Annotated in this window: 10 protein-coding genes; 4 read left to right on the top strand and 6 right to left on the bottom strand. The window is 70.6% G+C overall.

The annotated features are described in order from the left end of the window. Nucleotides 1–134: 134 nt before the first annotated feature. The 3 genes from ACFYYR_RS02405 to ACFYYR_RS02395 all read right to left on the bottom strand — a co-directional run bounded on the left by ACFYYR_RS02405 (nt 135) and on the right by ACFYYR_RS02395 (nt 4,029). Nucleotides 135–776 (bottom strand): superoxide dismutase, encoded by a 642-nt coding sequence (locus ACFYYR_RS02405; RefSeq protein ID WP_388846003.1) that lies wholly within the window; start codon nt 774–776, stop codon nt 135–137. A gap of 184 nt (nt 777–960) precedes the next feature. After that, complete coding sequence (locus ACFYYR_RS02400) at nt 961–2,376, bottom strand: amino acid permease (RefSeq protein WP_388846000.1); 1,416 nt, start codon at nt 2,374–2,376, stop codon at nt 961–963. Nucleotides 2,377–2,622: 246 nt separating this feature from the next. Further along, a complete protein-coding gene (locus ACFYYR_RS02395) occupies nt 2,623–4,029 on the bottom strand; it encodes an amino acid permease (protein ID WP_388845997.1) in 1,407 nt (468 codons plus the stop codon). A 292-nt stretch (nt 4,030–4,321) separates the two neighbouring features. On the opposite strand from ACFYYR_RS02395, the gene ACFYYR_RS02390 reads away from it, so the two are divergent. Continuing rightward, nucleotides 4,322–4,912, top strand: a complete 591-nt coding sequence (locus ACFYYR_RS02390) for a biotin transporter BioY (protein ID WP_388845994.1) — start codon at nt 4,322–4,324, stop codon at nt 4,910–4,912. Nucleotides 4,913–5,001: 89 nt separating this feature from the next. Here the strand turns inward: ACFYYR_RS02390 and ACFYYR_RS02385 are convergent, their stop codons facing one another. After that, nucleotides 5,002–6,438 (bottom strand): amino acid permease, encoded by a 1,437-nt coding sequence (locus ACFYYR_RS02385; RefSeq protein ID WP_388845992.1) that lies wholly within the window; start codon nt 6,436–6,438, stop codon nt 5,002–5,004. A gap of 163 nt (nt 6,439–6,601) precedes the next feature. Here ACFYYR_RS02385 and ACFYYR_RS02380 point away from each other — a divergent pair, with 163 nt between their 5' ends. After that, nucleotides 6,602–7,087 carry a ribose-5-phosphate isomerase gene (locus ACFYYR_RS02380; protein WP_351512093.1) on the top strand — a complete coding sequence of 162 codons (486 nt, stop codon included), beginning with the start codon at nt 6,602–6,604 and terminating at the stop codon, nt 7,085–7,087. A gap of 95 nt (nt 7,088–7,182) precedes the next feature. Continuing rightward, a complete protein-coding gene (locus ACFYYR_RS02375; RefSeq protein ID WP_388845989.1) occupies nt 7,183–8,004 on the top strand; it encodes an Fpg/Nei family DNA glycosylase in 822 nt (273 codons plus the stop codon). Nucleotides 8,005–8,073: 69 nt separating this feature from the next. Here the strand turns inward: ACFYYR_RS02375 and ACFYYR_RS02370 are convergent, their stop codons facing one another. After that, a complete protein-coding gene (locus ACFYYR_RS02370; RefSeq protein WP_388845987.1) occupies nt 8,074–9,303 on the bottom strand; it encodes a GNAT family N-acetyltransferase in 1,230 nt (409 codons plus the stop codon). A gap of 148 nt (nt 9,304–9,451) precedes the next feature. Here ACFYYR_RS02370 and ACFYYR_RS02365 point away from each other — a divergent pair, with 148 nt between their 5' ends. Then, entirely contained in the window at nt 9,452–10,594 is a 1,143-nt protein-coding gene (locus ACFYYR_RS02365; RefSeq protein WP_388845984.1) for a PP2C family protein-serine/threonine phosphatase, read from the top strand. A 230-nt stretch (nt 10,595–10,824) separates the two neighbouring features. On the opposite strand, the gene ACFYYR_RS02360 is transcribed toward ACFYYR_RS02365, so the two are convergent. After that, on the bottom strand, nt 10,825–12,012 hold the full coding sequence (locus tag ACFYYR_RS02360; RefSeq protein ID WP_388845982.1) for an acyltransferase family protein: 1,188 nt from the start codon (nt 12,010–12,012) through the stop codon (nt 10,825–10,827). Between the last annotated feature and the right edge of the window lie 535 nt (nt 12,013–12,547).

Below are 12,547 nucleotides of genomic sequence, written 5' to 3'. Positions count from 1 at the left end.
GGGCCGGTCCGGTCCCGTACGGTGGCAGGCGAAAGGCCCCCGCGCGACGCATACGCGCGGGGGCCTTCCGTTCCGCCTGCCGGTGAAGGGTGAGAAGACGATCACGCGAGCAGGAGGTTCCCGGGGGAGCGGGGTCAGGGGGCGATGAGCAGCCCGGTCGCGCGCTCCTTGGCGGCGCGGTAACGCTCCGCGACGTCCTGCCAGTTGACGACCCGCCACATGGCCTCGACGAAGTCCACCTTCTGGTTGCGGTACTGCAGGTAGAAGGCGTGCTCCCAGGCGTCGAACACCAGGATCGGGATGCTGCCCTGGCCGACGTTGCCCTGGTGGTCGTAGATCTGCTCGACGATGAGGCGCCCGCTGACCGGCTCGAAGGCCAGCACGCCCCAGCCGGAGCCCTGCGTGGTGGCCGAGGCCTTGGAGAGCTGGGCCTTGAAGCGGTCGAACGAGCCGAAGTTCTCGGCGATCGCGTCGGCGAGCTCGCCCGTGCCGTCCTTCTCCAGCGGCTCGCCGCCGCCGTCACCGCTCATGTTCTGCCAGTAGATGCTGTGCAGGATGTGCCCGGACAGGTGGAAGGCCAGGTTCTTCTCGAGGCCGTTGATCGAGCCCCACTGGTCCTTGGCGCGGGCCTCCTCCAGCTGCTCGAGCGTGTCGTTCGCGCCCTTGACGTATGCCGCGTGGTGCTTGTCGTGGTGCAGCTCGATGATCTCCCCGCTGATGACCGGAGCCAGGGCGGAGTAGTCGTACGGGAGCTCGGGAAGTGTGTAGATGGCCATGGACGACGCCCTTCGACAACGCTTATTGCAATCAACTTGCAAGTGCACGCTACCAGCAGGAGTCCGGCGTCGGCGGAGGTGCCGGGGCGTCCGGGCAAAAAGTCGGAGGCGGCCGGGACCTCGGAACGAGGACCCGGCCGCCTCCGTGTACGGGTCGTCCCCGACCCGTGCGGCGCCTGGCGCGTCAGCTGCTGGGGGCCACCGCCCGCTGCCGTATGTAGCCGACGACGGAGAGCACCACCGTCAGGCCGCCGGTGAAGAGGAACTGCGTCCGGGTGTCGCCCTCGCGGAGCATGAGCAGCAGCACGGCCACCACACCCGCCAGCGAGACCCAGGTCAGATAGGGGTACGCCCACATGCGGACGGACAGCGTCTCCGGCGCCTCGCGCTCCAGGCGGCGCCGCATCACCAGCTGCGAGACGGCGATGAAGCCCCAGACCACCAGGACCGCCGCGCCGACCATGTTCAGCAGCCACGCGAACAGGGTGTCCGGCCACCAGTAGCTCAGCAGCACCGCGAAGAAGCCGAACGCGGACGAGGCGAGCACCGCCGGGCGGGGCACCCCGCCGCTGACCTTGCCCAGGATCCGGGGACCCTCGCCGCGGGAGACGAGCGAGTAGGCCATCCGGGAGGCGCCGTAGATGTTGGCGTTCATCGCGGAGAGCAGGGCGACGAGCACCACGACGTTCATGACCTGACCGGCGGCCGGGATGTCCAGTGCGTCCAGCACCGCGACGTACGGGCCGTCGGCCACGACCGCCTTGTCGTCCCACGGCACCAGCGTGACGATCACCAGCATGGAGCCGACGTAGAACAGGGCGATGCGCCACATCGCCGTGCGCACCGCCTGGGCCACGCCCTTGCGCGGGTCCTCCGACTCGGCGGCGGCGATCGTCACCGTCTCCAGGCCGCCGTAGGCGAACACCGAGGCCAGCAGGCCGACGACCAGTCCGTCGAGCCCGTTCGGCAGGAAGCCGCCGTCACCGGTCAGATTGCTGGTGCCGGGGGCGTCCGTGCCGGGCAGCACTCCCAGGATCGCGAGGGTGCCCAGCACCAGGAAGGTCACGATCGCGGCGATCTTCAGCGCGGCGAACCAGAACTCGAACTCGCCGAAGTTGCTCACCGCGGCCAGGTTCGTGCCGCAGAACATCGCCATGAAGAGGGCGACCCACATCCAGGACTCGGTGCCCGGGAACCAGCTCGTCATGATCCCGGCCGCGCCCAGCGCCTCGGCCGCGATGCCCACGCAGAGCAGGGTCCAGAACATCCAGCCCGCGGTGAAGCCCGCCCAGGGGCCGATCGCCTTCTCGGCGTGCACCGAGAAGGAGCCCGAGGCCGGGTTGGCCGCCGACATCTCGCCCAGCATCCGCATGACCATCAGGACCAGCAGGCCCGAGGCGGCGTAGGCGAGCACGATCGACGGTCCGGCAGCCGCGATCCCGGCGCCCGAACCGATGAAGAGGCCGGCGCCGATCACCCCGCCGAGGGCGATCATCGAGAGATGGCGCTGCTTGAGGCCGTGGGAGAGCGGGGTGCCGCTCTCCGACGCCGCGGCGTGGGTGTCGCGCGCGGGCGCAGACGGCGGAGGTGTCCGATTCATGGGCAATGCGTCCATTACGTGAGAACGTCAGAGGGCTGCATCAGTGTGAGGGGGCGTATCGCTCAGAACAACACCGCGTCCACGATGGCCCGCTATCCGGACGCCTTCCTCACTCTCCGTACCTGCCGCTTCGTCAGGAGACGCAAAGTGCCAGGGCACAGCCGCGTGACGGGCACGCACGGTGACCCCGGTCACCCCTGCGAGGCAGCAGGATCCGGCGCCGCCCGCGGGGCCGGTACCGGATCGTCAGGCGCGTACCCGCAACTCCCGGATCCACGCCACCAGGAGCACCGCGGCCGTTGCCGCGCCCGACCAGAGCACCTGCGGGCGGGCGGCGTCATCGGTGAGCATCAGCAGCAGCACGGCGGCCATTCCGGCCAGCGCGGTCCAGGTCAGCCAGGGGAAGCCCCACATCCGCAGGGTCAGCCGCTCGGGCGCCGTGTGCTCGATCTCCCGGCGCAGCCGCAGCTGCGAGGCGGCGATCAGACCCCACACCACCAGCAGCACCGCGCCCACCGCGTTGAGCATGTAGAGGAAGACGGAGTCCGGCCACTTCAGATTGAGCAGCACGGACGCGAAGCCGAACGCCACCGACGCCAGCACCGCCCGGCGCGGCACCGAGCCGCGCCCCACCCTCAGCAGCGCCCGCGGCGCCTCACCGCGCTCGGCGAGCGAGAACACCATCCGCGACGAGCCGTACAGATTGGCGTTGAGCGCCGAGAGCAGCGCCACGAAGACCACGATGTTCATGATCTGACCGGCGGCCGGCACCCCGATGTGGTCGAGCACCGCCACGTACGGGCTGCTGCCCGGCTTCATCGCCGTCCAGGGCAGCACGGTCACGATGACGAGCATCGAGCCCACGTAGAAGAAGAGGATGCGCCAGACCGCGCTGCGCACCGCGCGGCCGACCGCCCGCGCCGGGTCGTCCGACTCGGCGGCCGCGATCGTGACGACCTCCAGGCCGCCGAAGGCGAAGACCACGGCGAGGACTCCGGAGACCACACCGGACCAGCCGTTCGGCAGGAAGCCGCCCTGCCCGGTGAGGTTCGACAGCCCCACCGCCTCGGTCTCCGGCAGCAGGCCGAGGGCCGCCAGCACGCCGAGGACCAGGAACAGCACGATCGCGCCGACCTTCAGCGCCGCGAACCAGAACTCGGACTCGCCGAAGCTCTTCACCGCGGTGAGGTTGGCCGCGGTGAACACCGTCATGAAGAGGAGCACCCAGGCCCACTGCGGCACCGCCGGCACCCAGCCGTTCGCGATCTGGGCCGCGCCGGTCGCCTCCACCGCGAGGACGACGACCAGCATGAACCAGTAGAGCCAGCCGACCGTGAACCCCGCCCAGCGCCCGAACGCCCGCTCCGCGTGCACCGAGAAGGAGCCCGAGGCCGGCATCGCCGCCGACATCTCGCCCAGCATCCGCATCACCAGCATCGCGAGACCGCCCGCGATCAGGTACGAGAGGACGATGCCCGGACCGGCGACGGCGATCCCCGCGCCGGAGCCGACGAACAGCCCGGCTCCGATGACCCCGCCGAGGCCGAGCATGGTCAGATGGCGCTGCTTGAGCCCTGGCGAGAGCGGCTCCTTCCCATCGCCTCCGGTGCCGGTCTCCCGGCCTGGCCCGGTGGCGGTCTTCGCGTCGTGCATGGCGCTCGTACTCTCGCAAGGGTCTGTGGAGCTTTGGTGGGACCCCACAGTCTCTCCTTGTGGTGGCAGCCACCGCAAAACGATATTGAGCGCCCCGTACGCCGCGTGACCAGCATCACGTGACCTGCTCAAACGCCGGCATCGGCGGCACCTCTGCGGCAGCTGTGCATTGTCGGGAACCCACCAAGCCGTTGATCACGCCTTTGTCGGCTGCTCACGGTGATCGGATGCTGACGCCTGAGCTAACGTCACCCTGTTCAGTCCTGTCCCTCCTCACCCCGCGGAGCCCTGAATGAGCACTGCCGCCGTCACCAGCCGCCCCGGTGCGGTCCTCGCCGACCTGCTGCCGGCCGCCACCGCCTCCCGCGCCCGGGTCCGCGACGCGGCCCTGGTCGTCGGCGGTGCCGCCCTGACCGGCCTCGCCGCGCAGATCTCCGTCCCCGTCCCCGGCTCCCCGGTGCCCGTCACGGGGCAGACGTTCGCGGCGCTCCTCGTCGGCGCCTCCCTCGGCGCCGGGCGCGGCTTCCTCTCCCTCGCGCTCTACACCCTGGCGGGCCTGGCCGGGATGCCGTGGTTCGCCGAGGGCGCGGGCTCCGCCAGCTTCGGCTACGTCCTCGGCATGCTGCTCGCCGGCACCGTCGTCGGCGCGCTCGCCCGGCGCGGCGGCGACCGCGGCGTGCTGCGCACCGCGGGCACCATGGTCCTCGGCTCGGCGATCATCTACGCGGTCGGCGTGCCGTACCTGGCGCTCGCCGCGCACCTCTCCCTCGGAGAGGCGGTCGCGGCCGGACTCGTCCCCTTCCTCATCGGCGACGCCGTCAAGGCCGCCCTGGCGATGGGCGCGCTGCCCGCCGCCTGGAAGCTCGCGGGCCGGCGCGGCTGACCGCTCGCCCCCACGCAACGGGCCGGGGCCCGCACCCATCGACGTGGGTGCGGGCCCCGGCCCGTTGTTGCGCGACGCGGCTTCCGAGGTCAGCCCTCGGTCACGGCCGCCTTGCTGCCCCGGTGCTTGCCCACACCGATGGCCACGACCAGCGCGGCCACCAGCGCCGACAGGATCACCTGCTCGCGCCCGGCGTCGTCGGTGAGCATGTAGACCAGCACGAAGCCGATCATCGCGGCGGTCGCCCAGGTCAGGTACGGGAAGAGCCACATCCGGACGATGAGCTTCTCCGGGTTGTCGCGCAGGATGATGCGCCGCATCCGCAGCTGGGTGAAGCAGATGACCAGCCACACGAAGAGCGCGACCGCACCCGAGGAGTTCAGCAGGAACTGGAAGACGGTGTCCGGCCACTTGTAGTTGAAGAACACCGCGACGAAGCCGAAGACGACCGAGCCCAGGATCGCGGCCTGCGGGACACCGCGGGCGTTGGTACGGGCGAACGCCTTGGGCGCGTCACCGCGCCGGCCCAGCGAGAAGGCCATGCGGGAGGCCGTGTAGAGGCCGGAGTTGAGGCAGGAGAGCACGGCGGTCAGCACGATGAAGTTCATGATCTCGCCGGCGTGCGGGATGCCGATGGAGTTGAGCGCCGCGACGTACGAGCCGTCCTTGGCGATCGCCTTCGAGTCCCACGGCAGCAGGCTGACCACGACGAGGATCGAGCCCAGGTAGAAGACGCCGATCCGCCAGATCACGCTGTTGGTGGCCTTGGTGACGGCGCGCTGCGGGTCCTCGGACTCACCGGCGGCCAGCGTGACGATCTCGCTGCCCATGAAGGAGAAGACGACCATCAGCACACCGGTGAGGATCGAACCGGGTCCGTTCGGCAGGAATCCGCCGTGTTCGGTGAGGTTGGCGAATCCGGTCGCCTCGTGCCCGGAGCCGGGGAGCAGACCGAAGACCGCGAGGCCGCCGATGACGATGAACGCCGCGATCGCGACGACCTTGATACCGGCGAACCAGAACTCGAACTCACCGTAGGAGGAGACCGAGGCCAGGTTGGTGACGGTGAGCACGACCATGACGATCAGTGCCCAGCCCCACTGCGGTACGGCCGGTATCCAGCCCTCCAGGATCTTGGCGCCGGCGGTCGCCTCGACGGCCAGCACCACGACCCAGAAGAACCAGTACAGCCAGCCGATGGAGAAGCCGGCCCAGCGGCCGAGGGCCTGGTCGGCGTAGGCGGAGAAGGAGCCCGACGTCGGGTTGGCGGCGGCCATCTCGCCGAGCATCCGCATCACGAAGACGACCATCGCGCCGACGAGGGCGTACGACAGCAGGATGCCGGGGCCGGCGGCGGCGATGCCGGACGCCGAGCCGACGAACAGGCCGGCGCCGATGACGCCACCGATCGCGATCATCGACAGATGACGGTTCTTGAGTCCGGCCTTGAGACCGTCGGGGGAGGGGCCCTGTCCGGGGCCGCCAGGTGTGGCGTCCACGGTCGTGGGCGTCGACTGCGCGCTCATGTGCGGGGTCCTTAGCTCTCGGGTTACGAGCTCGGCCAGTGAATCTCAGGAGAAGGAGAAGGAAAACCTTTGATTCCGGATCGTTGTATTTGAGCTTCCCTTGAGATGTGACACGTCACACCCAGTGACGAAGGCCGGGGCACAGGCATGTCACACTCGGTCCATGCGCGTCTACCTCGGCTCCGATCACGCCGGTTACGAACTCAAGAACCACCTCGTCGAGTGGCTCCGGGCCCAGGGGCACGACCCCGTCGACTGCGGCCCCCACATCTACGACGCCCAGGACGACTACCCGCCGTTCTGCCTCCGCGCCGCGGAGCGCACGGCCGCGGACCCGGAGAGCCTGGGCATCGTGATCGGCGGCTCCGGCAACGGCGAGCAGATCGCGGCCAACAAGGTCAAGGGCGTCCGCGCCGCGCTGGCCTGGAGCGAGCAGACCGCCGAGCTCGGGCGTGAGCACAACAACGCCAACGTCATCAGCATCGGCGGCCGGATGCACACCCGGGACGAGGCGACGAAGTTCGTCGAGATCTTCCTGAACACGCCGTACTCGGGCGAGGAGCGGCACACCCGCCGGATCGAGATGCTGAGCGCCTACGAGACGACCGGCGAACTCCCCCCGATCCCGGCCCACCACCCCCAGCCGTAACCCCGCGGGCACCGGGCCGGCGGACCGCCGGCCCGGTGCCCGTGCGCCCCGGCGCGCCGGGCCGGGGATGCCGCACCGCATCCGAGGAGACACCTGTGCCCGAGGGGCATACGATCCACCGCCTCGCCGCGGACTGCCTCGAGCGCTTCGCCGGATGGCCCGTCCGGGCCGCGAGCCCCCAGGGCAAGTTCTCCGACGGCGCCGCCCTGCTCGACGGCCAGGTGATGAGCGGCGCCGACGCCCACGGCAAGCACCTCTTCCTCGGCTTCGAGGCGGTCGGCTGGGTCCACATCCACCTGGGGCTCTACGGCAAGGTCGGCTTCGGCGACGGACCGGCCCCGCCGCCGGTCGGCGCGGTCCGGCTGCGGCTCGTCGGCGGCATCGGCGGCGACGACCACTACGCCGACCTGCGCGGCCCCACCACCTGTGAGCTGATCACCACCGCTGAGAAGCAGGCCGTGCACGACCGGCTCGGGGACGATCCGCTGCGGAGCGGCGACGACGGCGAAGCGGCCTGGCGGCGGGTGAGCCGCAGCCGGACCAGCGTCGCCGCGCTGCTCATGGACCAGAAGGTGATAGCCGGGGTGGGCAATGTGTACCGCGCCGAGGTCCTCTTCCGGCACGGCATCGACCCGTACCGCGCCGGGCGGGACCTGACGCGCGCCGAGTGGGACGCCGTCTGGGCCGACCTGGTCGCCCTGATGCGGGAGGGCGTCCGGAACAACCGCATCGACACCGTCCGCCCCGAGCACACCCCCGAGGCGATGGGCCGCCCGCCGCGCGTCGACGACCACGGCGGCGAGGTCTACGTCTACCGCAGGGCCCGGCAGCCCTGCCACATCTGTGGCGGCGAGGTCCGCACCGCCGACCTCGCCGCCCGCAACCTCTTCTGGTGCCCGGACTGCCAGCGCCGGTAGCGGACCGCGGACCCGGGACCGTACGGCCCCGGGGCGGCCGGCCCATGAGCGGCAGGGCGGCGGAACCGCTCAGAACCCGTGCGGCAGCCAGGGCGCGCGATCGCTCCGGAAGGCCGCCGACGCCTCGGCGAGCGCGTCCGGCCGCAGCTCCTGGACCCGGCCCGCGCCCGCCAGTGCCGTGAGGGTGTATCCGCCCAGATAAGCGGCGCCCAACTCCCGTACCGAGAGCCGCAGATCGGGCTCGTCGTCGGTGGGCTTGCAGGAGGCGGCCCGGGCGTCGCCGGTCAGCCGCCAACGCCCCTCGTTCCAGGGGCAGAACGCGTCCGCGACCTCGAACACCACATCCACCGGCGCCGCGTAGGTCCGCGCCGCCAGCGCGGCACCCACCTCGACCAGCCGCACGTGGAGCTGGTCCCGGATGCGGATGGTGCAGCGGCGGATGTCCGAGACCAGGTGGAGCAGCGGATCGTCCACCGGACGGTTGGTGTGGGTGACCCGCACGGTCAGTTCCATGTCGCAGAGGTACCGCCACAGCGCGGCGTAGCTCGCCGGATCCCGCGCCTCGACGTCCCGCAGCAGCACCGTGCCCGTCGGCCCGGAGGCCTCCCAGTCCGGGCGGACCGCGTAGCGCGCGTATCCGGTGACCGCACCGTCCCGCTCCGCCAGCACGCACTGCATGGGTGAGGCGCCCGCCCGTGACGCGGGGGCATCCAGCAGCGGCAGCCGCTCCCACCCGGGAAGCCGGGTGAGCATGCCCGGCCGTTCCGTGACCCGTTCGGCGTAGAGCGCCTCGCACACCTCCTGTGCCTCCCGCGGCTGCACGAGCCGGAGCCGTACGTCGTCCGTGCCGGGCGGAACGGTCAGCCGGACCCGCTCGGTGTCCACCTCCACCAACATCTGCTCGCTCGCGGTGCCGTAGCCGAACCGCCCGTAGATGGCCGGGTCCGACGCCGTCAGCACCGCCAGCGACTCGCCCCGGGCGCGCACGTCGTCGAGCTGCTGCCGCATCATCGAGCGCAGCACCCCTCGCCGCCGGTGCGTCGGTGCCACCCCGACCATGGTGACCCCGGCCGCCGGCACGATCCGGCCGCCCGGCACGCACATCCGGAAGCTGAACGCCCCGGCCGTCCCCACGCAGGTCCCGCCGTCCCAGACCCCGATGGACCGCTCCACCTCGGTCAGGTCCTGCCAGAGCTCCCGCTCCTCGGCGGGCTCCGCCACCCCGCCGAAGGCGAGCTCCAGCGTGCTGTACCAGGTGTCCCACTCGTCACGGCGCAGCACACGCAGCTCTGTTGTCATACGCCATCCCTATCAGGGCGTTCTCCCCCGAGCGACCGCATTTTCCGCACGGGTGTCCATACCCCACCCGGCTGAACTCCGGATCCGGCGAAAAGCGGCGCGCCGTGAATCGACGCGCCGCCGAACGGGTGGATAGGGTCCCGGTGAAATGGCACGCGTCGCGGGAGCTGAGACCCTGACGGCCCGGATGCGCAAGCAGCTGCACCGGGCCCGCATCGGCCTGCGCCGGGCCGGAGTCGACTACTTCCGCGGCGACGGCTCCGACTGGATCGCCCTCGCCGCCCTGCTGCTCACCGTCCCGGCCATCGCCACCGCGACGATCAACGTGCCCGACTGGTGCCCGCCCGCTGCCCTCGTCCTCCCCGTCGTCGTCGGCGGGCTGCTGCTGCGCCCCTCCAGCCTGCTCCTGCTCTACGCCGGGGCGGCCGCGGCGCTGATCACCGAGGCCGCGATCCTCGGCCCGTACTCCCAGGGCCCCTCCCGGGTCACCCCCGGCACCGTGCTGGTGGTGGGTGCGGTGGGCTTCGTCGGGCTGGTCATCGCCCAGTTCCGCAGCCGGGTCGGGGTGCCCTGGCGGCGGGGCGGCACCATGCTCTTCGACCTGCGCGAGCGGATCCGGGTGCAGAGCAAGCTGCCGAAGCTGCCCAAGGGCTGGCACCGGGAGATGGCCCTGCGCCCCGCCGGCGGCCAGTCCTTCTCCGGCGACTTCGTCGTCGCGGCCCGGACCAACGGCGGCCGGACGCTCGAGGTCGTGCTCACCGACGTCTCCGGCAAGGGCATGGACGCGGCCTCCCGCGCCCTCCTTCTCTCCGGTGCGTTCGGCGGCCTGCTGGGCTCGCTCCCGCCCCATGCCTTCCTCCCCGCCGCCAACGCGTATCTGCTCCGCCAGGACTGGGACGAGGGGTTCGCGACCTCGATCCACCTCGTCCTCGACCTGGACAGCGGGGACTACGAGCTGCTGTCGGCGGGCCACCTCCCGGCGCTCCAGCTGAGCGCCGGGACCGGCCGCTGGGAGGAGCAGGGCGCGGAGGGCCCGCTGCTCGGGGTGTACGACGGCGCGCAGTTCGACCCGATCAAGGGCACCCTGCGCCCCGGTGATGTGCTCATGCTGTTCACGGACGGCCTGGTCGAGTCCGCCGAGCGCGAGCTGACCGAGGGCATCGACCGGCTCACCGGCGAGGCCGACCGCTATGTCGCCTCCGGCTTCCACGGCGCGGCCTGGCACCTGATCGAAGCGGTGGCCAAGGACGTCAACGACGACCGCGCGCTGCTGCTGATCTGCCGCGACTGACCGCCCCCCCCCTCGCGATCTGCCCCGTACGGCCCGCTCCGGCGTGGGGCGAGCGGCCCGGGGCCGACCGGTGCCAGGCGAACGGCCCTCGGAGAAGGCACCGGAGACAGCCGGCCCTCGGAGAAGGCACCGGAGACAGCGACTCGGAGAAGGGACCGGAGACAGCGAACGGCCCCGGAGCCTGAAGCTCCGGGGCCGTTCGACGCACGCGTGAGGTCGCGGCAGGCTGTTCAGCCGGTGGTGGCCTTCGCGCGGCCACGCGCCAGCTCGGCCGCATCCTTCTTGAAGGCCCACTCCATCTTGGGCTCCATCGCGAACCGGAAGACCCGTTGCACCGGTGGGGTGCAGAGCACGGTCACCACGGCTCCGGCGATGACGGTGACGACGATCGCGCCCCACGGCGTCTGCAGCCAGGCGTAGTCGTCGAACCAGCCCCAGAAGCGGGACCCCTTGGCGAGGAAGCCGTGCAGCAGGTAGCCGTACAGCGTTCCGGCGCCCAGTGCCGTGAACCACATCTTCCGCCGGGGGACCCAGGCGAAGAAGCAGGCGACCAGGATCACGGAGCAGCCGAACAGGGCGAGCGTCATGACCAGGCCGCTCCACCACGGAGCGGTGAGCTCCTGGGCGCTGTCCCGGTGGTAGAACCACGCCGACGACATCCGCGGGCCCGCCCAGTAGGCGACCAGGAACGCCGTGGCGAAGATCGGCACGGACAGGATCCGCACCTCACGGCGCCGCACCATCTGGAAGTGCTCCGGCTTCATGACCAGACCCACGACGAAGAACGGCAGGAACTGCAGCACCCGCTGGAGATCCAGGTCGTCACCGATGTCGGGGGAGATCGAGGCGAGGGCCCCGATGGCCAGCGCGAGCGGCACCGGCCAGCGGACGAGCTTCCACAGCGGGGTGGACAGCCGCCAGACGAACAGGGCCGCCAGGAACCACGTCAGGTACCAGGGGTCCAGCAGGCTGATCGGCTGGGTCGGATCGTCGTCCGCCCACCGCTTGAAGAAGGTGTACGCGACCTCGAAGATCACGTACGGCACGGCCACGCCGGTGACCAGCCGCTTGAGCCGGTCCGGGCGCATGTCGAAACTGCGCGAGAAGTAGCCGGAGATGATGATGAACGCCGGCATGTGGAAGCCGTACACCACCATGTACAGCGCCTCGGCGGTGCGGCTTCCGTCCGTCAGCGGTTCCCACGCATGGCCCATCGCCACGAGGACGATGGCCAGGTACTTCGCGTTGTCGAAGAAGGAGTCACGCTGCTTCGGCTTGTTTCCGGCCGCTGGTGTGGCGGGTTTTCTTTGGTCCGGAGCGTCGTTTGCGGCAGGACGCTCGGAGTCCGTGGCCACCGCATCCCGGGCCGGGGGGAGCGGGGTCCGCTGATAGCCGTGCGGGCGCAAGGTGTTCGTCACAGGCCCTCCCACCATGAACTGGGGGAGACGATCCTGGACCTCACTGCGCGTGCGGGGGTCGTGGCAGCGCTGAACATCTGAGGCACCATAGCGTCGGAAGGTGGATTCAGTAAAACCTTCATCCTCCCCTCTACGAATCACACGGCTACCCCGTTCACGCGAAGTAAACGTAGGGGTTCAGCCGTTGTGCGCGATGAGGATCAACTGTCCGTTCTGTCACGTCTCATCCCCCTTAATTGGTGCATATGCCCCCGAGGTGGCTCCGGTGGAATGTCCGGTTCAATGGCCCTTCGTTGTCGCTGCTCACGACTCACGAGTAATTCAGAAATTCCCACCGGCGTGCTCCGCACGGGTGGAAGGTGCACAGAGAAACGATCAGTCGCAATAATCCGGCGACCCGTGGCCGAATTGTGTGGTGCAGCTCTCCCGGGGTACGGACTCCTCCGGCACACGGGCCCGCAACGGATGTGAGCAGGCTGCCGACGATGCGTCACCGGGGTCCGAGTGGCATCGGGTTGGTGGCACGATGGTCATA

It is taken from the genome of Streptomyces sp. NPDC001922, assembly GCF_042891165.1.
GTDB lineage: Bacteria > Actinomycetota > Actinomycetes > Streptomycetales > Streptomycetaceae > Streptomyces.
The sequence above is the reverse complement of the archived record's forward strand: the minus strand, read 5'-3'. Positions and strand labels throughout refer to the sequence as shown.

Bases quoted from the DNA above. Each gene is read 5' to 3' on its own strand.
- ACFYYR_RS02390 (WP_388845994.1), top strand. From the start codon at position 4,322: ATGAGCACTGCCGCCGTCACCAGCCGCCCCGGTGCGGTCCTCGCCGAC.
- ACFYYR_RS02405 (WP_388846003.1), bottom strand. From the start codon at position 776: ATGGCCATCTACACACTTCCCGAGCTCCCGTACGACTACTCCGCCCTG.
- ACFYYR_RS02370 (WP_388845987.1), bottom strand. From the start codon at position 9,303: ATGACAACAGAGCTGCGTGTGCTGCGCCGTGACGAGTGGGACACCTGG.
- ACFYYR_RS02385 (WP_388845992.1), bottom strand. From the start codon at position 6,438: ATGAGCGCGCAGTCGACGCCCACGACCGTGGACGCCACACCTGGCGGC.
- ACFYYR_RS02380 (WP_351512093.1), top strand. From the start codon at position 6,602: ATGCGCGTCTACCTCGGCTCCGATCACGCCGGTTACGAACTCAAGAAC.
- ACFYYR_RS02365 (WP_388845984.1), top strand. From the start codon at position 9,452: ATGGCACGCGTCGCGGGAGCTGAGACCCTGACGGCCCGGATGCGCAAG.
- ACFYYR_RS02395 (WP_388845997.1), bottom strand. From the start codon at position 4,029: ATGCACGACGCGAAGACCGCCACCGGGCCAGGCCGGGAGACCGGCACC.
- ACFYYR_RS02400 (WP_388846000.1), bottom strand. From the start codon at position 2,376: ATGAATCGGACACCTCCGCCGTCTGCGCCCGCGCGCGACACCCACGCC.